We start from the raw sequence: 20,555 nt of genomic DNA on the forward strand, positions 1-20,555 counted from the left end.
TTAATATTAATGGATAATTTGAGAAATCAATTTATAGATGATATAAATAATTTATACTCTATAGATGAAATTACACTAGAACAAATTAATATAAAAAATAATTATGTTTGGGCTATGTATAGGGAGTACAATATTAATAATATAAATCCTAAAATATTAAAATATAAAGGAGCTTTTGGTAATTTAGGTTTTAACTTTAAAAATAAAGAACTATTAAAACAGTTTTTGATAGTTTACAATCAAAATATATTCTTAGATATTACAAAAATTAGTAATCTAGATGGTTTAAATCAAATTATTTTCAATCAATACTACAATAAGTATATAAATTTATTTATTAGTGAGTTAGAATTGGACTGTAATATTTTATTAGATAGGATACAAGGAATTGTACAACAATATTTTAACTATAACTATGAAAATTATTCAAAGAATCACTTTGAACTTTTATGTAAATATTATAATTCTATAAATAGTTTAGACTGTAAATCTTTATTATTAATTACTAATTTAAGAGGAGAAAAAAAAATATTAACAATATCTCGAAAAACAAAAGAAAACAAAATAAAATTATATTCAGAAGATATAATTTTATTCCCTTTCTCTAAACCTTATACAGATGTGATTAGCAGAAAAAATATAAATCTATGAATTTGACTTATAAATAAATTAGATAAAAGAGAAGATGATACATTTAATTATATATTAAAATTATTTGAAGATCAAATTTTAGATAAATAAAGATATGGTATTAATATTTAAAAATCATACTGAATATAGAGTAAGATATAAGTAACTAAAAAAAAATAACCAATGAAAAAACACTACTACTATTAGTTGGAGTGCTAATGTTAACCTCATGTAGCAAAAAAGGCTGGGATGAAAACGATAAAAAAGAATATGTAGAAGGATGCCAAGAATCCGCTTTAAGCTAATTCAAAGAAAGGAACATGGAAGTAGATACTCTTATGTTAAAAAATCTTTGTAACTGTTCCCTAGAAAAAATAACCAGCCAAGGCTTAACCAAGGACAACCCTTCCAAAGAAAAAGCCATGCAGATTATGCAAGAATGCGCAAAAGAACTAGTAGAAAAAAAACAAAAATAAACCAAAAAGCCAACCTAAGGGTTGGCTTTTTTCAATTAAGAATTATTCTTCAATTTGTCTAAAAGTTCCCATTCGCTGGTAGGGAGAAGGCTTTTAACAAGCCAGAGCAGATTATAAAAATCTAGCGGAGAATGGCAGAGCGTAAGCCCCTTACACTCCGTTTGTGCTAGTAAGGCCGTTTGCCCAATCTTACAAAGCGAGTTCAGCGTAAAGCCTAAGTTTTAAAAATAAAAACTTTCCTTTAAAATGGAATAAAGTTTTTATCTTTGAATAACGATATTTGAAATAAAACAAGTTCTTCCTTTCCGTCAGTTAGGGCAATATGAAGATATAGAGACTGGTTTATACTATAATCGTTTCCGTTACTACAATCCGGAAACAGGGATGTATATCAGTCAAGACCCCATCGGTATTGAAGGAAATAACCCTAATCTATACGCTTACACCCATGACTCTAATACGATGGTCGATCCGTTTGGATTAGATGAAAAGGAGACTTTAGAGTTACTTTTTGATGATTATAATCAAGCTATGTATGGTAATAAAGGTAAAAAAATGGGGCACTTGATTGGTTATTAGAGAGGGGATTTAAGGCAGAGAAACAAACATTGGGTAAATTTGGAGATATTGCAGGAAAACCTGTTGGAATGCAAACAATGGATGGAAAAGTTGGATTCAGAATAGAATATGATGCTAGAAGTGGTGCACATATTAATGTTTGGTCAGGAAAAGAAAAAGGCCCCCATTATATTTTTAAAGCCAAAGAAAAAACAGTTAAAAAATTACAAAATCTTTTTAAATGTAAATAAATTTATGGATAATTATTACGATTCTGATCTAATAAACTCACTTGAAGGGAATATAGATTTTAAAATATTATTAGCAGATAACTATTATAATCTTATTAATAATAAATTCCCATTTGTGGGTAGTAAAATTGATTTTTCTAAATTAAAAGATACACAATATAAAAAATTAAGTATAAAGAATAAAATTGGAGATTGTATAGAATTTATTGATGAAGTATTACAAATTGATAGAATAGATCTTAATCAAGATGTTATTTATTTGGGAGATAGTCTCACAGAAAATGTATATTCCTTTTCATTAAAAAATTTAGATAAAATAATTCCATATATTTTAGATATCCCACAGCATCATTATATTTTATCAGAAAAAATGGAATGGTGTATATACATATCTTTTGAAAATTATATTGAATTTGGATTAAGATAAGTAACTAAAAAAAAATAAACAATGAAAAAAACATTACTACTATTAGTTGGAGGAATAATGTTAACCTCATGTAACAAAAAAGGCTGGGATGAAAACGATAAAAAAGAATATGTAAATGCCTGTGTAGAATCAGCGTTAAATAAATTTAAAGAAAATAACATGGCAGCAGATACCGCCAAAGTAAAAACCCTTTGCGAATGTTCCGCAGAAGGAATAATAGATAAAGGACAAGATATAAAACGCCCTTCCCGCAAAGTAATGTTTGAGGTTACACAGGAATGTGCAAAAAAATGAAAGAAGAAACAAAATAATTAAACAAAACCAACATAGTTTAAGTAAGTCCTAAAAAGTTAGGCAAATAAATAAAAGAGTTCGGTATTTACCAAACTCTTTTTTCCTTTAAACATTATTCAACTGGTCTAAAAGTTCCCATTCGCTGGTAGGGAATAAAGCTTTAACAAGCCAGAGCAGATTATAAAAATCTAGCGGAGAATGGCAGAGCTTAAGCCCCTTACATTCCGTTTCTGCTAAAAGAGCCGTTTCTTTTATGCTAAAAAATCTTTGTAACTGTTCCCTAGAAAAAATAATCAGCTAAGGCTTAACCAAGTACAACCCATCCTAAAAAAAGCCATGCAGATTATGAAAGAATGCACAAAAGAACTAGTAAATAAACTATAAAAATAAACTAAAAATTATTCTTTAATTTGTCTAGCAACTCCAATTCTGGATCAGGAATAAGACTTTCAGCCAAACACAATAAATTATAAATATCTAAGTCCTTATGTAGACGCACATCTTCTTGTTCATTTAATAAAGCACTCTGGCAAACCCTTAATATTGAGTGCAAAGTAAAACCTAACTGTCTATAATCCCTGATATCCATCTTAGATAAAGAAGTCAAAAAAAGGTTTGAGTTTTCCAATAAATCATTCTCTTTTCTTTCCATACCTTTTTTTTATTACAAAGAGAATTAAAAAATAAACCATATACCATAGAAAAAGACCTTATCTTATAGAGAAAGACCTGTAAAATATCTCTATCATTTAATCGTATTTTTCTTACTTTTGTTAAAATCTATTGTTTTTGAATACAGATATAGCACCTAAAAAAGTGCATCAGGGAAGAGACATAAAAAGACTAAGAGAAATGCTGGGAATTAAACAAGAAGCCTTAGCCTTTGATTTAGGTGTTACCCAGACTACCATATCGGATTATAAACAAAAAGAACAATTGGAAGATAAAATATTAGAGAAAGTCTCTCAATCTTTAAAAGTACCTGTAGAAGCTATTAAAAATATGAATGAGGAAGCTACTAACAACTACATTAATACTTTTAATGATAAGGTAGAATCTTTTAATTCATATAATTGCACTTTCAATCCACTAGATAAAGTAGTAGAACTTTATGAAAGAATGATAAAAAATAGAGATGAATTAATTGATGAACTATCTAAGAAGTAATTAATAAGATTCGTATATAATATTAATAGAAGAGGTTTAATTACAACCTCTTTTCTTTTTAAGAAAAAATAAGATCGTTGTCTAAATATTGTCTAAAAAATAAAAGTCTGCATATTAATATACAGACTTTCATTTATTTAATTCCAAAATTTGTGGTCCCACCTGGGCTCGAACCAGGGACCACCTGATTATGAGTCAGGTGCTCTAACCAACTGAGCTATAGGACCAGTGCTGATTAGCGGTGCAAATGTACTATTTTTTTTATTACCTGCAAATTTTAAACGTAAATTTTTACTATATATTTTTATTATTTAATCCCAAATAATTACTTTTAGACTTTTCATTAAAAAAAAAATTCAATAAACAACTGTTAAACTGATAATTACAAATTATAAATTTTGAGTTTTAATAAAAATATTTAAAAGGTTCCTAAAAAAGATAATAAAAATTATAGTATTTTTGTCTATAAAAAAGTATAATGAATTACGATATAATAGTTATTGGAAGCGGACCTGGTGGATATGTTACTGCAATTAGAGCTTCTCAATTAGGTTTTAAAACTGCTGTCATTGAACGTGAAAATTTGGGAGGAATTTGCTTGAACTGGGGATGTATCCCTACGAAAGCACTAATTAAAAGTGCTCATGTTTTTGATTATATTAAACATGCCGAAGAATATGGACTAAATAAAGTAGAGGGTTCTTATGAATTTTCTAATATTATAAAAAGAAGCCGAGGAGTTGCTGACAAAATGAATAAAGGAATTGGCTTCCTAATGAAAAAAAATAAGATTGACGTAATCTTAGGAAATGCTAAAGTGAAAGCCGGAAAAAAAGTTGATGTTACAGATTCCGAAGGAAAAGTATCTGAGTACTCAGCCTCTCACATTATTATTGCAACTGGTGCAAGATCTAGAGTATTGCCTAATCTTCCACAGGATGGAAAAAAAATAATCGGTTATAGAGAAGCTCTTACTCTACCTAAACAACCCAAATCCATGATAGTTGTAGGGTCTGGAGCTATAGGTATAGAATTTGCCTATGTTTATGCTAGTTTAGGTACGAAAGTTACCGTAGTTGAATATTTACCTACAATTGTTCCTGTAGAAGATGAAGAAGTTTCTAAACATTTAGAAAAATCACTTAAAAAACAAGGAATAGACATAATGACTAATGCTTCAGTTGAGAAAGTAGAAGACCATGGGGAAGGAGTTAGAGCATCAATCAAAACTTCCCAAGGTGAAATAACTTTAGAAGCTGAAATTGTATTATCTGCAGTAGGAATAACTGCCAATATTGAAAATCTTGGACTTGAAAATGTAGGTATCGCTACTGACAAGGGAAGAATTCTTGTTGACGATTTTTATAAAACCAACGTACCCGGTTATTATGCAATTGGTGATGTAATTCCAGGACCTGCACTCGCACATGTAGCCTCTGCTGAAGGCATTTTATGCGTGGAAAAAATTAAAGGTCTAAAGGTTGAGCCAATAGATTATGGCAATATTCCTGGATGTACCTATTGTTCACCAGAAATAGCCTCGGTGGGTATGACAGAGAAAAAAGCTAAAGAAGCTGGTTATGAATTAAAAGTAGGTAAGTTTCCATTCGTTGCTTCTGGTAAAGCTACTGCCAATGGAGATACAGATGGATTTATCAAAGTCATTTACGACGCTAAATATGGAGAATTATTAGGTTGTCATATGATTGGAAACGGAGTTACTGACATGATTGCTGAAGCCGTTGCTATAAGAAGATTAGAAGCCACAGCGCATGAAGTGCTAACCACTATTCACCCACATCCAACCATTTCAGAAGCATTTAAGGGTGCAACTGAAGCCGCCTACGGTGAAGCCATTGATTTATAAGAAAATACTTAATTAAGAATCTATAATTTTTAATAGATTCTTAATTATAATTTAATAATATAGAATGTATATTTTTTATTATATAAAATGATTTTTTTTGTTCAAATGTTCTAATTATTAATATCTTTGAATAATTAAAATAAATATATATAAACAATGAATAATTTAGTCCTTTTAATTATTTCGGTAATTGTTATAGTTTCTAATTGGAAACTATATGAAAAATCTGGTCATAAAGGTTGGAAAGCAATTATTCCTATTTATAATTTTTATGTATTAATCCACGAAATTAATAAAAGACCTGCTTGGTGGATAATTTTACTACTTGTACCCATAGTAAATATAGCAGTTTTAATAATTGTTTATATGGATTGGGCATTAAAATTTGGAAAAAGCAAAGCTTTTGGAGTTGGAATGGCTCTACTACCTTTCGTATTTCTTCCTATGTTAGCATTTAGCGAAGCTACCTACAATGACGGTATAAAAAATGATATTCTTGATAGTTTAGGTGAAATTGGAAAGCAAGACTAATAATTATTTAATATATTAAAATAAAGCTACTTTAAAATTAAAGTAGCTTTATTTTAATAAATAGAATGAAAATTCCTTATAATATAATTTTAGCCTCTCAATCTCCAAGAAGACAGGAATTATTAAGATCTCTGAACATTTCGTTTGTTTGTAAACCTGTTTTAGTAGAAGAAACTTATCCAGCGGGATTAGTTGCTAACGAAATTACTGAATATTTAGCAAAAAAAAAGTCATCCCACTTTGGAAATGTAAAATCTAAGGATCTACTTATAACGGCAGATACCATAGTTTGGAAAAAAGATCATCCCTTAGAAAAGCCTAAGAATATTGAGGAAGCTAAAAAATTTTTAAGAGAAATTTCTAATACTGATCATACTGTATATACTTCGGTCGGCTTTACTACTTCTGAGGGTACTAAAATTTTCACCGACAGTGCTAAAATCTATCTTTCTGAATTAAGTGATGAAGAGATTGATTTTTATATAACCAATTACCGTCCTTTAGACAAAGCAGGTTCTTACGGGATACAAGACTGGATTGGATTATCTAAAATTTATAAAATTGAAGGTTCTTATTATACAATTATGGGACTTCCAACACATATCGTTTATGAATATCTTAAAAGTATAAAATAAAAACCTTCATTTTAAATTATAATTTATTTTAAACTACCAACCATATCTTCCGGGCGTACCCATTCATCAAATTCATCTGAGGTAACAAAACCTAAATTAATAGCTTCCTCTTTTAAAGTAGTTCCATTTTTATGTGCTGTTTTTGCAATGATAGCAGCCTTCTCGTAACCGATATGTGTGTTTAATGCTGTTACAAGCATTAAAGAGTTATCTAGCAGCTCCTTTATTCTTCTATGATTGGGCTCAATACCGGTTGCACAATGAGCATCAAAAGAAAGGCAAGCATCTCCCAATAGTTGAGCAGATTGAAGAAAATTATAAGCCATTACAGGTTTAAACACATTTAATTCATAATTTCCTTGAGTGCCAGAGAATGTAATTGTTGTATCATTACCTAATACTTGCGCACATACCATTGTCATTGCTTCATTTTGGGTAGGATTGACCTTGCCAGGCATTATGGATGATCCTGGTTCATTTTCAGGAATGAACAACTCTCCTATCCCACTTCTAGGTCCAGAAGCCATAAGCCTTATATCTTGAGCAATTTTAAATAAAGAAACTGCTAATTGTTTAAGTGCTCCATGAGTTTCCACTATAGCATCATGAGAAGCTAAAGCTTCAAATTTATTGGTTGCGGTTACAAATGGTAATCCGGTGAATTTAGATATATATTCAGCAACTTTTGCATCGTATCCCTTTGGGGTATTTAAACCAGTACCTACAGCAGTTCCTCCCAACGCTAATTCACTAAGATGTGGTAAAGTATTTTCAATTGCTTTAATAGCATAATTAAGTTGAGCTACATAACCAGAAAATTCTTGTCCTAAAGTTAATGGGGTAGCATCCATCAAGTGGGTTCTTCCTATTTTTATAACTTCTTTAAAATTTTCAGCCTTTAGTTGTAAAGTATCTCTTAATTTTTTTACTGCGGGTAAAGTATGTTTCACCACTTTCTTATAGGCAGCTATATGCATAGCCGTTGGATAGGTATCGTTGGAAGACTGCGATTTGTTTACATCGTCATTGGGATGGATACAACTTTTTTCTCCTAATTTCCCTCCTTGCAATACCCATGCACGATTGGATATAACCTCATTCACATTCATATTAGATTGAGTCCCTGAACCGGTTTGCCATATAACTAAAGGAAACTGTTCGTTTAACTTATTATCAAGAATTTCATCACAAACTCTTGCTATTAAATCTCTTTTTTCTGAAGATAAAACTCCTAAAGATTCATTGGCATAGGCAGCCGCTTTTTTTAAAATTGCAAAAGCATGTACTATTTCAACAGGCATTGAACCCTCAGGTCCAATCTTAAAATTGTTCCTAGATCTTTCTGTTTGAGCGCCCCAGTATTTATCTTCAGGAACTTTAACTTCCCCCATGGTATCTTTTTCAATACGATAGTTCATATTTTTAATTTTATTATTTTTATTAAAGTTACAAACTATAATTCTATTGTTAAAAAGAAAGACAGCCCAATTGGGCTGTCTTTTATCATGTTTATTTAATATATTATTTCTTATTCTTGGCTTGCTGTTGCTGTGCTTGCTCTATCATTTGTTGCATCTTCTGTTGCCATTTACTTTTCTTCTTCGCAGGCTTTAGTTTATTTTCTTGCATTTTTGCATGTATCTTCTTCTCATCTATGAAATAATTTTTTATTAATATAATTAGAAGAATATTTATAACATTGGAAACTAAATAATACCATGATAAACCTGCAGCATAGGAGTTTAACCAAAAAATAAACATCACTGGCATTAAGTACATCATAAATCTCATATCAGGCATACCTTCTTGTTTAGGTGGCTGCATGGTTGAAGTTGACATCTTTGTATAAATTAATAAGGCTATACAATATAATAATGTAAATAAACTTATATGATTTCCATAGAAACTTGATAAAATAGGTATATGGGTATTCCATTGATAAATGGAATCGTAAGCGGTTAAATCATTGGCCCATAGGAATGATTTCCCTCTCATTGCTATATTATTAGGAAAGAATCTAAACAAAGAATAAAAGATTGGAATTTGAATTAATGCAGGTAAACAACCGGCTAATGGATTAACGCCTGCTTTCCTATACAATTCCATGGTTGCTTGTTGTTTTTTTAATGGATCTGCATTTTTATTCTTTTCATTTATTTCATCCAATTCCGGCTTAAGTATCCTCATCTTTGCTCCTTGTATATACTGTTTGTACATAATTGGAGAGGTTACTAACTTAACAACAATCGTCATTAAAAAGATTATCCATCCTGCGGGTATTCCAAATTTTTCTAAAAATTGATAAATCCATAAATAAAATATACACAACCATTTCATCCAACCAAAAGGTATGTTGTAAGAAAATTGTTTGCTTATTTCATTATTATCAGCTTTATAAGATTTTAGAAGATCGTAATTTAAGGGCAAGAAATTCCAAGTATAATTTTCATTTATTTCACCCTGGTGAATAGGAACTATGGAAGTAAATGTAAATTTCTTAAGATATTTAGAAGTATCTTCATCCTTGGTTTGTTCTCCTTTTGAATTATGAAATCCATTTTTTGCCTCTAAAATGGTGGCAAAAAACTGTTGTTTTACACTTATCCAATCAATTTTATCTTTGTCTTCTGTAAAGCCGTTGGTATCATAATCGGTTTGTTTATAATTATTTAAACTATATCTATATTCAGTATAAATAAGTTCTTGAGATCTACCCTTTTCTAATGCTATTGCATTTTGTTGCCAATCTAAAGTAGCATTCTTACCTGATGTAATTTGTGATAATCCTTGAGTTTTAACGTTAAAATTTAAAGAATATTCTCCGTAAAGTTTATAGATAAATTGTATGTAAGATCCATTGGAAAGGTTTGCGGTAAATGTAGCTTCATCTTTTCCAACTTGGGGAGTAAAGACTAAATCTCTAGTATTAATAATCTTTCCAGTTTTATCTTTAAAAGAAATATTAAAATCTGTATTTTCTTCATTAACTAAAAAAAGATCTTTCTTATGCGATTCGTTAGCCTCGTCATAAGCCGTCCATTTTTTTAACCTTACTCCTCTTAGCTGTGCTCCTTGCGTACTAATTTTTATGTCTAATTGCTCATTAGAAAATGGAATTAGTTGAACTTTTGCTTCTTCAATAGAATCTAATTGAATGGGTTTGGTTGTTACGGTTGATTGCTCAATTTTATTTTCTGAAGCAATTGCTTGTTTTTCAACCTTCTGATCTTCTAATATAGTTTTTTGCTGCTGTTTACTTGAATAAACTAAAAATCCGATTAAGATTATACCTATAAGTATAAAACCTATAATTTGATTTTTATCAAAATTGCTTTTTTGTTGCATTTTTTATTTTATTATAATTTTGATAATCTTGAGCTGCTTTTATAAGGGCTAAAAATAAAGGATGTGGAGTTGCTACTGTACTCTTATATTCTGGATGATATTGAACTCCTATATAGAACGGATGATCTTTTACCTGAATAATTTCAACCAATCCTGTTTCTGGATTTGAGCCTATAGCTTCAAGACCGTTTTTTTCAAACTGATCTTTATATTCACTATTAAATTCATATCTATGCCTATGTCTTTCTTTAATACTAAGATTGCCATAGATTTTTTCAGCTAACGAATTTTCTTTTATTTTACAATCCCATGCTCCTAACCTCATGGTTCCCCCCTTATTAGTGATATTTTTCTGTTCCTCCATTAAACATATCACTGGATTTTCAGATTGTACATTAAATTCAACACTGTCTGCATCTTCATAACCTAATACATTTCTTGCAAACTCTATGACAGCAATCTGCATCCCTAAGCATATACCTAACAATGGAATTTTATGAACCCTTGCATACTGACAGGCTGTAATTTTACCTGCTATTGCCCTATCACCAAATCCTGGGGCTATAATAATACCATCAATCCCTTTTAATTTATCCGAAATATTTTCAGGTAGAATATCTCCACTATAGATCCACCGTATATTAACTTTTGTTTCATTTGATGCTCCTGCATGTATGAGTGCTTCAACAATAGATTTATAGGAATCTTGTAAAGATACGTACTTACCAACTAAAGCTATTTCAAGTTTATTTTTTGGATTTTTGTATTTAGTGAGAAATTCGTTCCATTGAGTTAGATCAGGCTCTTTACTAAATTCATCAAAACCTAATTCTTTTAAAACTAAGGTATCAAAATTTTGTTTTTTAAGATAAAGAGGTACTTCATAAATGGTTGATAGATCTTTGCTTTCAATTACATGATCTATGTTCAAATTACAAAATAGGGCTAATTTAGAACGTACATCTTTAGGAATATCATGCTCAGTTCTACAAACTAGAAAATTGGTTTGCAAACCATTTTCCATTAATTGACGTACGGAATGCTGGGATGGTTTCGTTTTTAATTCACCACTAGCCGCTAAGTATGGAACTAAAGTTAAATGTACAACTATTGAATTTTGATATCCTAGCTCCCATCTCAATTGTCTTACAGTTTCTATATAAGGTAAGGATTCAATATCTCCAACAGTTCCACCAATTTCTGTAATTATAATATCGAAATCTCCACTTTTACCAAGTATTTTAATACGTCTTTTGATCTCATTGGTAATATGAGGGATCACTTGAACGGTTTTGCCTAAAAAATCTCCTTTTCTTTCTTTTTCAATAACCGTTTGATAAATTTTCCCAGTGGTTACATTGTTATTTCTACTAGTTGGAGTATTTAAAAACCTTTCATAATGTCCAAGATCCAAATCGGTTTCTGCACCATCTTCAGTCACATAACATTCCCCATGCTCATAAGGATTAAGGGTTCCTGGATCAATATTTATGTATGGGTCTAATTTTTGAATAGTGACTCTATAACCTCTTGCTTTTAGCAACATTCCTAAAGATGCTGCAACAATCCCTTTCCCTAATGAAGAAGTAACACCTCCAGTAACAAAAATATATTTGGGAGTCAATGGGTCAGACATAATTTTCAAATTTTTTAGAGATGGATTTCAATATTTATAGCTCTAAATGGTATTCAGTTAGAACCAATAAAAAAAGGCAAGCTACCTGCATCACACCGCTACAACCGTTTACCTTTGCTGCGTTCCCACCCTGGAGGATTCACAGGAGCTGGTTGTGCAGGACTTGCCACTGCAAAAATAGAAATTTTTGTAAAATATCCAAAATAATAAAGAATAATTATTCCATAAAAAGGCTAAACCTCTAGTTTTTGTATGATTATCAAGCCTATACATCTTAGTAAAGCGTATAGACATATAAGCATAAAAAAAGATTGAAATATACTTTCAATCTTTTTTTATGCTTAGTAAATATTTTTTAGCTTTCCAAAGCTTGAGCTCCACTAACAATTTCAATAAGTTCATTGGTGATGGATGCTTGTCTAGCTTTATTATAGGAAATAACCAACTGATTTTTTAAACTTTTTGCGTTATCTGTAGCAGATTGCATTGCAGACATTCTAGCACCATGTTCAGCTGCATTTGAATCTAAAACGGCTTTATATAGTTGAATCTTTAAAGTATTTGGTATTAATTTTTCTAAAATTTCTTTTTTAGACGATTCAAATATATAATCGGAATGAATCTTTGCTGAAATTTCTTCTTTATCTAATTGTAAAGGTAAAAATTGCTCAACTTTTAATAATTGAACTACCACATTTTTAAAACTATTATAAACTAAATCAATTTTATCATATTCTCCTTGAATAAATTTATCGATAAGTTTTTCCGATATTTCAGAAGTGTTTTTAAAATTTAAAGAATCCCAAAGTTCACTATGGTTTTCGTTAATAGAGCAAGTTTTACTTAATAAATCATTCCCTTTTTTACCTATAGTAAGTATATCTACCTGTATACCCTTATAAGTTGTATCTATTAATTTTTTTACCGCTTTAACAACGGTTGAGTTAAATGCTCCTGCCAACCCTCTATTGGAGGTAATAACAACCAATAGTACTTTCTTAATTTCTTCTCTATCCTTATATTCAGAACCGTAATCTTCATCAATGGAAGATGTTATATGTGTTAAAAGTTCCTGCATCTTTTCAGAGTACGGACGCAATTTTTGAATCGAATTTTGGGCTCTTTTTAGTTTTGCAGAAGAAACCATCATCATAGCACTAGTAATCTGCATGGTAGAGTTTACAGATGTAATTCGATTTCTAATTTCCTTTAATGTTGCCATTTTTCTGTATTATAATTCTATATACAATTAAAGTTACGAATACATTTTAGCAACCTCTGATATGACTGAATCTAAAATATCGGTTACTGAATTATCAATTTTTCCTTTTTTTATGTCTTTTAATGTATCAGAATATTTGGTTCTTAAGATGTCTGTTAAGTTATCTTTAAAGTTTTGAACTTTATTTACAGGAACATTTTTAAGTAAATTTTTTGTTCCTGCATATATAATTGCAACTTGTTCCTCTACAGGCATAGGTGAATTTACCGATTGCTTTAGTATCTCCACATTTCTCTCTCCTTTTGCAATTACTGCTGCAGTTGCTGCATCCAAATCTGAACCGAATTTTGCAAATGCTTCTAATTCTCTATATTGTGCTTGATCTATTTTTAAAGTTCCAGAAACTTTTTTCATGGATTTAATCTGTGCAGCCCCTCCTACTCTTGATACTGATATACCCACATTTATCGCAGGACGAACTCCTGAATTAAACAAATCAGATTCTAAGAATATTTGACCATCTGTAATCGAAATTACATTGGTTGGAATATAAGCCGATACATCTCCTGCTTGTGTTTCAATAATGGGTAATGCGGTTAGAGAACCTCCACCTTTAACTATATTTTTTAATGATTCAGGCAAATCATTCATTTTAGAAGCTACCTCATCGTTCGCGATTACTTTAGCCGCTCTTTCTAATAATCTTGAATGCAAATAGAAAACGTCACCGGGATAAGCTTCTCTACCTGGAGGTCTTTTTAATAATAATGAAACTTCTCTATAAGCAACTGCTTGTTTAGACAAATCATCATACACTATTAAGGCTGATCTTCCAGTATCTCTAAAGAATTCTCCTATGGAAGCTCCAGCAAAAGGCGCATATACCTGCATAGGTGCAGGATCTGAAGCATTCGCTGCAACGACTACCGTATATGCCATTGCTCCTTTGTCTTCAAGTGTCTTTACTATTTGTGCAACGGTTGATGCCTTTTGTGCTATAGCTACATAAATACAATAAACCGGCTCTCCTCGGTCATAAAATTCTTTTTGATTTAATATAGTATCTATAGCTACTGTTGATTTACCCGTTTGCCTATCACCTATAATTAATTCTCTTTGACCTCTTCCTATAGGAATCATAGAATCTATGGAAATAATGCCTGTTTGTAAGGGTTCATTCACCGGTTGACGAAATACAACTCCAGGTGCTTTTCTTTCAAGAGGCATTTCATACAATTCTCCTGAAATTGATCCTTTCCCATCTATGGGTTGCCCTAAAGTATCCACAACTCTACCAATCATACCTTCACCAACATTAATGGAGGCTATCGTTTTAGTTCTTTTAACGATATCTCCTTCTTTAATGCCTGTGGATTTCCCAAACAACATTACCCCCACATTATCTTCTTCCAAGTTTTGAACCATTCCTTCTAAACCATTGGAAAAACGAACAAGTTCCCCTTGTTCAGCCTTACTTAACCCATATATACGAGCAATTCCATCACCTACTTGTAATACGGTACCTACTTCATCTAATGAAACATCTTTATCAAAATTTGATAACTGTTGCTTTAATATTGCAGAAACTTCTGCTGGATTTATATTTGCCATTGATTATTTTTTATAGTTTTATAAAGTAGTATTTAATATACTTTTTCGCTTAGTTTTTTCTTAATATTAAATAATTTTGTTTTAACACTTGCATCTACTTGAAAGTCTTCCATACGTAAAATATATCCTCCAAGCAGGGTTTCATCTATAGTATTCTTTACTATCGCTTTTTCAGAATTTATTTTGGCTGTTGATTGTAAGATTTTAGCAATCGTTTCTTCATCTAAAGATATTGCTGAAACTATTTCCACTCTTTGAGTACCTAAATATTCATCATTTAACTTAAGAGTTTCCCTGAAAATATCTAGCAATATATTTTCTCTCTTATGTTTGACTACTAAAATTATAAAATGTTGAAATGTTTTCGTAAAACTTTTAAATATTTCTTTCGAGATTTCAATCTTTTTAGACGTCTCTATAATCGGAGATTTTAAAAATAATTGAAATTGTTTATTTTGCTCAATATTTTCAGTTGCTACTTGTAACTCTTCAATTACAACTCTTTCTTGATTTTCAGATATAGCATAATTCCATAAACCCAATGCATATCTTTTTGCTAATCTTGAAATTCTCATGGTTAATTTAATTTTGACTGATTAACTAAAGTATCTACCAATTTTTTTTGCTCGTCGGTTGAGGATAGCTCTTTTTTTAGTACCTCTTTTGCAATAGCTACTGATAAATCAGCTACTTCAGATTTAATTTGGTTAATCACCATAACTCTTTCTCTATTGATACTTTCTTTGGCAGAAGTTATAATTTTTTCACTTTCAGAATTAGCAATCTCTTTCGCTTCACTTATAATTTTATCCTTAACTTCTCTAGCTTCTTTTAAAATACTTTCTCTTTCTAATCGAGCTTCCTTTAAAATTTTATCATTTTGTGCTGTAAGCTTTGCCATTTCATCCCTTGCATTTTTAGCTTCATCTAAAGATTTTTGTATTGAATTCTCCCGATCTTCCAATGCTTTTAAAATAGGTTTCCATGCAAATTTTTTCAATAAAATTAACAAGATAATAAATGAAATCGTAGTCCAAAAAACAAGACCTATATTAGGGGTTAATAAATCCATTTTTTAATATGCTTTTGTATTTTATTAAATTATATTAATCTTTTAATAAGAAACCCGAATAACCAAGCGTTAAAATTTCGGGTTTCTTAAATTTTAAATCTCTTGCCGTCTTATTTAATTAAAGACACAACTATTGCAAATAAAGCTACTGCTTCAATCAATGCAGCTAATATTAATGCAGAAGATTGGATTTTACTTTGTGCTTCAGGTTGACGTGCTATAGCTTCCATCGCTTTAGCACCAATAATCCCGATTCCAAAACCTGCTCCGATTACAGCTAAACCTGCTCCAATTACTGATAGTTCCATATTGATTTATGTTAAAAATTAATGATTTTCGTGATGTTGTTCATGATGTTCTTCTGTTGCATTACCAAAATACAAAGCAGATAAAGTGGTAAAAATGTATGCTTGTAAAGCTGTTACTAAAATTTCAATCATACTTATAAAAACTACTGCTACAATTGAAGCTGGGGCTACCATGTAGGTTTTAAATATAAAGATTAAAGAAACTAAACTTATAATGATAATATGTCCTGCAGTTATATTAGCAAACAAACGAACCATTAGTGAAAATGGCTTTGTAAACATTCCTATAACTTCTATAGGCGCTAAAAATATTTTCATAGGAACAGGTACTCCTGGTGCCCAGAAAATATGTTTCCAATAATTTTTATTCCCACTAATAGTTGTTATTATTAATGTAATAATTGCAAGAGTAAATGTTACTGCTATATTCCCTGTTACATTTGCTCCAAATGGAAAGAATGGAATAATCCCCATTAAGTTATTTAACCATATAAAGAAAAATACAGTCAATAAGTATGGCATATATTTTCTATAATTTTTTAAGCCTATATTAGGTATAGCTACCTGATCTCTTATAAAAACTATAACAGGTTCTACCACAGATGCTATTCCTTTAGGTACCCCATTATATTTGTTAGATTTATAGTAATTCCCTGCGGTTATAAATATTAAAATTAATACAAGCAATGACATCCACATACTAAATACATTTTTAGTAACTGAAAAATCCCAAGGTGCTTGATTCATTGGATGATGATTTTCGTCTAGATTTACAACATTTGGAGTGTTTGAAATATATTCTCCATTCGCGTTTTTCTGTGTATAAGCGTAATAAATTTTCTCATGAAACTTAATAAATTTCATGCCTTTTTTTTCAACTACAACCTGCCCACTATCATCACAATGAAAATCTTTGGAAGAAAAAGTAACTAAACCATTTTCTGTCCATAAAATTATGGGTAAAAATAAAACATTATTACCCCAGATATCAAATTGATGAGAATCTTTTATGTGGTGCATTGCAACCTCAGTTGGATTAAATTCATCAGAATTCTCCGAAGCTTTTGCATGTAAATGTGAAAAATTACATACAAACAATAACATTGTCAAAAAAAATACAATCAGTCTTTTCATGTTTATTTCATTCGTAGGTTTGCAAAGATAAATATTTTCATAACATACACAATTATATATTTTAATGTAGATAATTAATAAAATTTAACATTTTATTTTTTTAAATTTTATTCTTTTATTAGCTTATGAATATAAAATATTTCTATAAACATAAAAATCATATATAGAAATAGTAAGTACAAAATTCTATCACTTACCAATTCTCTAAATTTTATGCAAAAACCTAAGAGCACAGCATTTTTTATAATTGTCCCTAATAAATAGATAAAAAAACTATTATCCTTTCCTATATGATTTAATAGATATACGATAAAAAAAACAAATGCTGACGATGAACAAATTATTACTAAGGAAACTAAGTTAAATTTTAAAAATTCACTATTTATAAAAAAAGAAAATATAATAATAAATATAGCTATAATTACATTCATCATTATATAGTTTATTACTAATTTACTCATTTTTTTATCAATACTTAATTAAAATAATTTTTGATTCAAATATATAGAGATTTTCAGGTTAATTTAATTAGTGTTTATACTACCTTTAAAAATATATAATTTAAATATCAAATCTCTTTTTTAATTTCATTTTTTTGGACTATAATTAAAGTTTAAATTATAAAAATTTGTAATATTAAAAGTATTAACTAAATTTGCCGATGTTTTCTCATGAAAAATGGATAAATTAAGCAATTACGATATTTCATTACACTCACTAAAACTAGGAAATAATGCTATAAATTTGGTTATTTCTCAAGATTTTTTTGATTTATTTGATTTCAATCAAGAATTTAGTGATCCAAATGTCAATGTAAATATAAATATTGTTAAACATTCTTCTTTTTTTGAGCTAAACATGGATACAATTGGAACTGTTATATTAAGATGTGATATTTCTGATGATGAATATGAACAACAAATTAAAAATAGCATTAAAATACTTGTGAAATTTGGTGAAGAATTCAACGATGAAAATGAAGAAATATTAGTTCTTCCACACGGTTCACATAGTCTCAATATTGCCCAATTCGCATATGAAGCAATCTTGTTATCTATTCCCATGAAACGCATACATCCTCGTTATTTAAACGGGCATGAAGATAAATACACAGAATTATTGGATAAGTATAGTCTTCCCAATGATTCAATATCAAATAATTAAAAATATAAATTTAAACTATATCTAAGGAATTATGGCACATCCTAAAAGACGTCAATCAACAACAAGAAGAGATAAAAGAAGAACTCACTACAAAGCAACAGTTCCTCAATTAGCAAAATGTTCTGCTACGGGAGAATTACATTTATTTCATAGAGCCTATTGGCATGAAGGGAAACTTTATTATAGAGGTAAAGTTGTAATGGAAAAGGCTACTGAAGAAGTAGAAGATTAATTTATTTTTCTTAAGTTTAAAATTATATAAAGCCATTTAATTGTATTATTAAGTGGTTTTTATATTAGAAGATATACACAATTCTTTTCTACATTTACAATAATTAAAAAAGTTCATATGGACATTAAAGATATTCAAAATTTAATTAAATTCGTTTCTAAATCCGACGTTGCAGAAGTAACATACAAAACTGATGAGTTTGAAATTTCTATTAAGACGAATAAAGATGCTGTAATATATAATACTAACATGCCTCATGCTTCGCATGCTATGAATATTGCACCAACTAATACTATTAATTCTCATACTACAGCTCCAACTACTTCTGAAACAGAGATAAGTAACGATACTTCTAAACTAATTACTATCAAGTCTCCTATGATCGGAACCTTCTATAGAAAACCTGCTCCTGATAAAGATTATTTTGTGAATGTTGGAGACAATATTAATATAGGTAATACGGTTTGTGTGATTGAAGCTATGAAATTATTCAATGAAATTGAATCTGAAATATCCGGGAAGATCGTTAAAATATTAGCTGAAGATGCGTCCCCAGTTGAATTTGATCAACCTTTATTTTTAGTAGATCCTTCATAATTAATCAAAAATTTAAATTTATGTTTAAAAAAATTCTGATAGCTAATCGTGGAGAAATTGCTATGCGAATTCTTAGATCTGCTAAAGAAATGGGGATTGAAACCGTTGCGGTATATTCTACTGCAGATGCAAATAGTTTGCATCTGCGTTTTGCTGATGAGGCAGTATGTATAGGTCCACATTCAAGCAAAGATTCATACTTGAAACAAATTAATATTTTAACTGCTGCTGAAATTACTAATTCAGACGCAATTCATCCAGGCTATGGATTCTTATCTGAAAATGCTAATTTTTCCCGTTCTTGTCAAAAAATGGGAATAAAATTCATAGGTGCTACTCCTGAAAACATTGAAAAAATGGGAGATAAAGCTACTGCTAAAGAAACGATGAAAAAGGCGGGTGTTCCTACTGTTCCTGGTTCTGACGGATTGATCCCTTCTTATGAAGAAGCTGCAAAAATTGCTGAAGAAATTGGATATCCCGTTATGATTAAAGCAACTGCCGGAGGTGGAGGTAAAGGAATGAGAGCCATATGGAAGAAGGAAGAATTAGAAAAAAATTGGGAAGCTGCGGTACAAGAGGCTCAAGCAGCGTTTGGGGATGGTGGAATGTATATGGAAAAATTAATTGAAGAACCCCGCCATATTGAAATACAAATTGCCGGTGACCGTTTTGGAAATGCCATACATTTATCTGAAAGAGATTGCTCAATTCAAAGACGTCATCAAAAATTAGCAGAGGAAACTCCTTCTCCTTTTTTAAGCGATGAGCTTCGAAAAAAAATGGGTGATGCTGCTATTAAAGCAGCTAAATATATTGGATACGAAGGTTTGGGTACCATAGAATTTTTGGTAGATAAACATCAAAACTTCTATTTTATGGAGATGAATACCCGTATACAGGTAGAACATCCTATTACTGAGCAGGTGACTGGTCTAGATTTATTAAAGTTGCAAATTGAAATCGCTTATGGTAAAAAAGTACCATCTACAAACTTTTATCCAAAAAATCATTCTATTGAATGTAGGATTAATGCAGAAGACGTATACAATCAATTTTTACCATCGCCTGGAAAAATTACTAACTTGAATATTCCGGGAGGGATTGGTGTTCGTGTAGACACGAATGTCTATCCTCATTATAGCATCCCGCCGTTTTATGATTCTATGATTGCCAAATTGATTGTGGATGCGCCCACACGAAAAGAAGCTATTGACAAAATGAAACGTGCTTTGGATGAATTCTATATTGAGGGGGTTAAAACAACTATTCCTTTACACAGACAGCTTATGGAGGATCCTAATTTTATTGAGGGTAACTATACTACTAAATTTATGGAAGATTTTGTACTAGATAAAAAATATGAATATGATTTATAATTTATATTTTTAAATGTAT

24 protein-coding genes, 1 tRNA gene and 1 other RNA gene are annotated in these 20,555 nt (G+C 30.2%); 14 read left to right on the top strand and 12 right to left on the bottom strand.

Features of this window, described 5'->3' with window-relative positions; translation table 11 throughout:
- Positions 1-9: 9 nt before the first annotated feature.
- From ETU10_RS06955 to ETU10_RS06975, 6 genes are all read left to right on the top strand, one after another.
- Entirely contained in the window at positions 10-651 is a 642-nt protein-coding gene (locus tag ETU10_RS06955) for a hypothetical protein (protein WP_146310945.1), read from the top strand.
- Positions 652-950: 299 nt separating this feature from the next.
- On the top strand, positions 951-1,106 hold the full coding sequence (locus ETU10_RS11175; RefSeq protein WP_185145074.1) for a hypothetical protein: 156 nt from the start codon (positions 951-953) through the stop codon (positions 1,104-1,106).
- 285 nt (positions 1,107-1,391) lie between these two features.
- On the top strand, positions 1,392-1,685 hold the full coding sequence (locus ETU10_RS06960; protein ID WP_262710361.1) for an RHS repeat-associated core domain-containing protein: 294 nt from the start codon (positions 1,392-1,394) through the stop codon (positions 1,683-1,685).
- A gap of 29 nt (positions 1,686-1,714) precedes the next feature.
- Positions 1,715-1,915, top strand: a complete 201-nt coding sequence (locus tag ETU10_RS06965) for a hypothetical protein (RefSeq protein WP_146310949.1) — start codon at positions 1,715-1,717, stop codon at positions 1,913-1,915.
- A 4-nt stretch (positions 1,916-1,919) separates the two neighbouring features.
- The gene (locus ETU10_RS06970) at positions 1,920-2,342 is read left to right on the top strand and encodes a hypothetical protein (RefSeq protein ID WP_146310951.1); all 423 of its coding nucleotides are present in this window, start codon (positions 1,920-1,922) and stop codon (positions 2,340-2,342) included.
- A gap of 21 nt (positions 2,343-2,363) precedes the next feature.
- Positions 2,364-2,636 (top strand): hypothetical protein, encoded by a 273-nt coding sequence (locus tag ETU10_RS06975; protein ID WP_146310953.1) that lies wholly within the window; start codon positions 2,364-2,366, stop codon positions 2,634-2,636.
- A 391-nt stretch (positions 2,637-3,027) separates the two neighbouring features.
- Here ETU10_RS06975 and ETU10_RS06980 read toward each other — a convergent pair whose 3' ends face one another.
- Positions 3,028-3,288: a hypothetical protein gene (locus tag ETU10_RS06980; RefSeq protein ID WP_146310955.1), complete on the bottom strand. Its 261-nt coding sequence runs from the start codon at positions 3,286-3,288 to the stop codon at positions 3,028-3,030.
- 137 nt (positions 3,289-3,425) lie between these two features.
- On the opposite strand from ETU10_RS06980, the gene ETU10_RS06985 reads away from it, so the two are divergent.
- Entirely contained in the window at positions 3,426-3,803 is a 378-nt protein-coding gene (locus ETU10_RS06985; protein WP_246118436.1) for a helix-turn-helix transcriptional regulator, read from the top strand.
- A gap of 153 nt (positions 3,804-3,956) precedes the next feature.
- Here the strand turns inward: ETU10_RS06985 and ETU10_RS06990 are convergent.
- Positions 3,957-4,030, bottom strand: a tRNA-Ile gene (locus ETU10_RS06990).
- Between the two features lie 251 nt (positions 4,031-4,281).
- Between ETU10_RS06990 and lpdA the strand changes: the two genes are divergently transcribed.
- The 3 genes from lpdA to ETU10_RS07005 all read left to right on the top strand — a co-directional run bounded on the left by lpdA (position 4,282) and on the right by ETU10_RS07005 (position 6,836).
- Positions 4,282-5,670, top strand: a complete 1,389-nt coding sequence (gene lpdA, locus ETU10_RS06995; protein ID WP_146310957.1) for a dihydrolipoyl dehydrogenase — start codon at positions 4,282-4,284, stop codon at positions 5,668-5,670.
- 156 nt (positions 5,671-5,826) lie between these two features.
- Positions 5,827-6,201 (top strand): DUF5684 domain-containing protein, encoded by a 375-nt coding sequence (locus tag ETU10_RS07000; RefSeq protein ID WP_146310959.1) that lies wholly within the window; start codon positions 5,827-5,829, stop codon positions 6,199-6,201.
- Between the two features lie 65 nt (positions 6,202-6,266).
- Positions 6,267-6,836, top strand: a complete 570-nt coding sequence (locus ETU10_RS07005) for a Maf family nucleotide pyrophosphatase (RefSeq protein ID WP_246118437.1) — start codon at positions 6,267-6,269, stop codon at positions 6,834-6,836.
- 23 nt (positions 6,837-6,859) lie between these two features.
- Here ETU10_RS07005 and fumC read toward each other — a convergent pair whose 3' ends face one another.
- The 10 genes from fumC to atpB all read right to left on the bottom strand — a co-directional run bounded on the left by fumC (position 6,860) and on the right by atpB (position 17,164).
- Positions 6,860-8,254, bottom strand: coding sequence for a class II fumarate hydratase (gene fumC / locus ETU10_RS07010; RefSeq protein ID WP_146310963.1), 1,395 nt, complete (start codon positions 8,252-8,254; stop codon positions 6,860-6,862).
- 103 nt (positions 8,255-8,357) lie between these two features.
- Positions 8,358-10,181: a membrane protein insertase YidC gene (gene yidC, locus ETU10_RS07015; RefSeq protein ID WP_146310965.1), complete on the bottom strand. Its 1,824-nt coding sequence runs from the start codon at positions 10,179-10,181 to the stop codon at positions 8,358-8,360.
- A complete protein-coding gene (locus ETU10_RS07020; protein ID WP_146310967.1) occupies positions 10,159-11,817 on the bottom strand; it encodes a CTP synthase in 1,659 nt (552 codons plus the stop codon). Before ETU10_RS07020 ends, yidC begins: the two co-directional genes overlap by 23 nt.
- A gap of 71 nt (positions 11,818-11,888) precedes the next feature.
- An RNA gene (gene ffs / locus ETU10_RS07025) (signal recognition particle sRNA small type) lies at positions 11,889-11,986 on the bottom strand.
- A gap of 186 nt (positions 11,987-12,172) precedes the next feature.
- Positions 12,173-13,039, bottom strand: coding sequence for an ATP synthase F1 subunit gamma (gene atpG / locus ETU10_RS07030; protein WP_146262576.1), 867 nt, complete (start codon positions 13,037-13,039; stop codon positions 12,173-12,175).
- 33 nt (positions 13,040-13,072) lie between these two features.
- Positions 13,073-14,650 carry a F0F1 ATP synthase subunit alpha gene (atpA, locus tag ETU10_RS07035; RefSeq protein ID WP_146310969.1) on the bottom strand — a complete coding sequence of 526 codons (1,578 nt, stop codon included), beginning with the start codon at positions 14,648-14,650 and terminating at the stop codon, positions 13,073-13,075.
- 32 nt (positions 14,651-14,682) lie between these two features.
- Positions 14,683-15,225 (bottom strand): ATP synthase F1 subunit delta, encoded by a 543-nt coding sequence (atpH, locus tag ETU10_RS07040; protein WP_146310971.1) that lies wholly within the window; start codon positions 15,223-15,225, stop codon positions 14,683-14,685.
- A 2-nt stretch (positions 15,226-15,227) separates the two neighbouring features.
- Positions 15,228-15,722: a F0F1 ATP synthase subunit B gene (gene atpF, locus ETU10_RS07045; RefSeq protein ID WP_146310973.1), complete on the bottom strand. Its 495-nt coding sequence runs from the start codon at positions 15,720-15,722 to the stop codon at positions 15,228-15,230.
- Positions 15,723-15,832: 110 nt separating this feature from the next.
- Complete coding sequence (gene atpE, locus ETU10_RS07050) at positions 15,833-16,030, bottom strand: ATP synthase F0 subunit C (RefSeq protein ID WP_185145075.1); 198 nt, start codon at positions 16,028-16,030, stop codon at positions 15,833-15,835.
- A gap of 18 nt (positions 16,031-16,048) precedes the next feature.
- Positions 16,049-17,164, bottom strand: coding sequence for a F0F1 ATP synthase subunit A (gene atpB, locus ETU10_RS07055; RefSeq protein ID WP_146310975.1), 1,116 nt, complete (start codon positions 17,162-17,164; stop codon positions 16,049-16,051).
- Positions 17,165-17,842: 678 nt separating this feature from the next.
- On the opposite strand from atpB, the gene ETU10_RS07060 reads away from it, so the two are divergent.
- The 4 genes from ETU10_RS07060 (at position 17,843) to accC (ending at position 20,536) form a co-directional block, all read left to right on the top strand.
- Entirely contained in the window at positions 17,843-18,328 is a 486-nt protein-coding gene (locus ETU10_RS07060) for a YceD family protein (protein ID WP_146310977.1), read from the top strand.
- A gap of 31 nt (positions 18,329-18,359) precedes the next feature.
- Positions 18,360-18,560, top strand: a complete 201-nt coding sequence (gene rpmF / locus ETU10_RS07065; protein WP_146262583.1) for a 50S ribosomal protein L32 — start codon at positions 18,360-18,362, stop codon at positions 18,558-18,560.
- Between the two features lie 117 nt (positions 18,561-18,677).
- A complete protein-coding gene (gene accB / locus ETU10_RS07070) occupies positions 18,678-19,157 on the top strand; it encodes an acetyl-CoA carboxylase biotin carboxyl carrier protein (protein WP_146310979.1) in 480 nt (159 codons plus the stop codon).
- A 20-nt stretch (positions 19,158-19,177) separates the two neighbouring features.
- The gene (gene accC / locus ETU10_RS07075) at positions 19,178-20,536 is read left to right on the top strand and encodes an acetyl-CoA carboxylase biotin carboxylase subunit (RefSeq protein WP_146262585.1); all 1,359 of its coding nucleotides are present in this window, start codon (positions 19,178-19,180) and stop codon (positions 20,534-20,536) included.
- The last annotated feature ends 19 nt before the right edge of the window (positions 20,537-20,555 follow it).

This window comes from Apibacter muscae (genome assembly GCF_007845595.1).
GTDB classification, from domain to species: domain Bacteria; phylum Bacteroidota; class Bacteroidia; order Flavobacteriales; family Weeksellaceae; genus Apibacter; species Apibacter muscae.

What these genes read in the sequence shown, in the direction of transcription:
- ETU10_RS06955 (WP_146310945.1), top strand. Translation starts at nt 10, where the DNA reads ATGGATAATTTGAGAAATCAATTTATAGATGATATAAATAATTTATAC.
- ETU10_RS11175 (WP_185145074.1), top strand. Translation starts at nt 951, where the DNA reads ATGGAAGTAGATACTCTTATGTTAAAAAATCTTTGTAACTGTTCCCTA.
- ETU10_RS06970 (WP_146310951.1), top strand. Translation starts at nt 1,920, where the DNA reads ATGGATAATTATTACGATTCTGATCTAATAAACTCACTTGAAGGGAAT.
- ETU10_RS06975 (WP_146310953.1), top strand. Translation starts at nt 2,364, where the DNA reads ATGAAAAAAACATTACTACTATTAGTTGGAGGAATAATGTTAACCTCA.
- ETU10_RS06980 (WP_146310955.1), bottom strand. Translation starts at nt 3,288, where the DNA reads ATGGAAAGAAAAGAGAATGATTTATTGGAAAACTCAAACCTTTTTTTG.
- lpdA (WP_146310957.1), top strand. Translation starts at nt 4,282, where the DNA reads ATGAATTACGATATAATAGTTATTGGAAGCGGACCTGGTGGATATGTT.
- ETU10_RS07000 (WP_146310959.1), top strand. Translation starts at nt 5,827, where the DNA reads ATGAATAATTTAGTCCTTTTAATTATTTCGGTAATTGTTATAGTTTCT.
- ETU10_RS07005 (WP_246118437.1), top strand. Translation starts at nt 6,267, where the DNA reads ATGAAAATTCCTTATAATATAATTTTAGCCTCTCAATCTCCAAGAAGA.
- fumC (WP_146310963.1), bottom strand. Translation starts at nt 8,254, where the DNA reads ATGAACTATCGTATTGAAAAAGATACCATGGGGGAAGTTAAAGTTCCT.
- yidC (WP_146310965.1), bottom strand. Translation starts at nt 10,181, where the DNA reads ATGCAACAAAAAAGCAATTTTGATAAAAATCAAATTATAGGTTTTATA.
- ETU10_RS07020 (WP_146310967.1), bottom strand. Translation starts at nt 11,817, where the DNA reads ATGTCTGACCCATTGACTCCCAAATATATTTTTGTTACTGGAGGTGTT.
- atpG (WP_146262576.1), bottom strand. Translation starts at nt 13,039, where the DNA reads ATGGCAACATTAAAGGAAATTAGAAATCGAATTACATCTGTAAACTCT.
- atpA (WP_146310969.1), bottom strand. Translation starts at nt 14,650, where the DNA reads ATGGCAAATATAAATCCAGCAGAAGTTTCTGCAATATTAAAGCAACAG.
- atpH (WP_146310971.1), bottom strand. Translation starts at nt 15,225, where the DNA reads ATGAGAATTTCAAGATTAGCAAAAAGATATGCATTGGGTTTATGGAAT.
- atpF (WP_146310973.1), bottom strand. Translation starts at nt 15,722, where the DNA reads ATGGATTTATTAACCCCTAATATAGGTCTTGTTTTTTGGACTACGATT.
- atpE (WP_185145075.1), bottom strand. Translation starts at nt 16,030, where the DNA reads ATGGAACTATCAGTAATTGGAGCAGGTTTAGCTGTAATCGGAGCAGGT.
- atpB (WP_146310975.1), bottom strand. Translation starts at nt 17,164, where the DNA reads ATGAAAAGACTGATTGTATTTTTTTTGACAATGTTATTGTTTGTATGT.
- ETU10_RS07060 (WP_146310977.1), top strand. Translation starts at nt 17,843, where the DNA reads ATGGATAAATTAAGCAATTACGATATTTCATTACACTCACTAAAACTA.
- rpmF (WP_146262583.1), top strand. Translation starts at nt 18,360, where the DNA reads ATGGCACATCCTAAAAGACGTCAATCAACAACAAGAAGAGATAAAAGA.
- accB (WP_146310979.1), top strand. Translation starts at nt 18,678, where the DNA reads ATGGACATTAAAGATATTCAAAATTTAATTAAATTCGTTTCTAAATCC.
- accC (WP_146262585.1), top strand. Translation starts at nt 19,178, where the DNA reads ATGTTTAAAAAAATTCTGATAGCTAATCGTGGAGAAATTGCTATGCGA.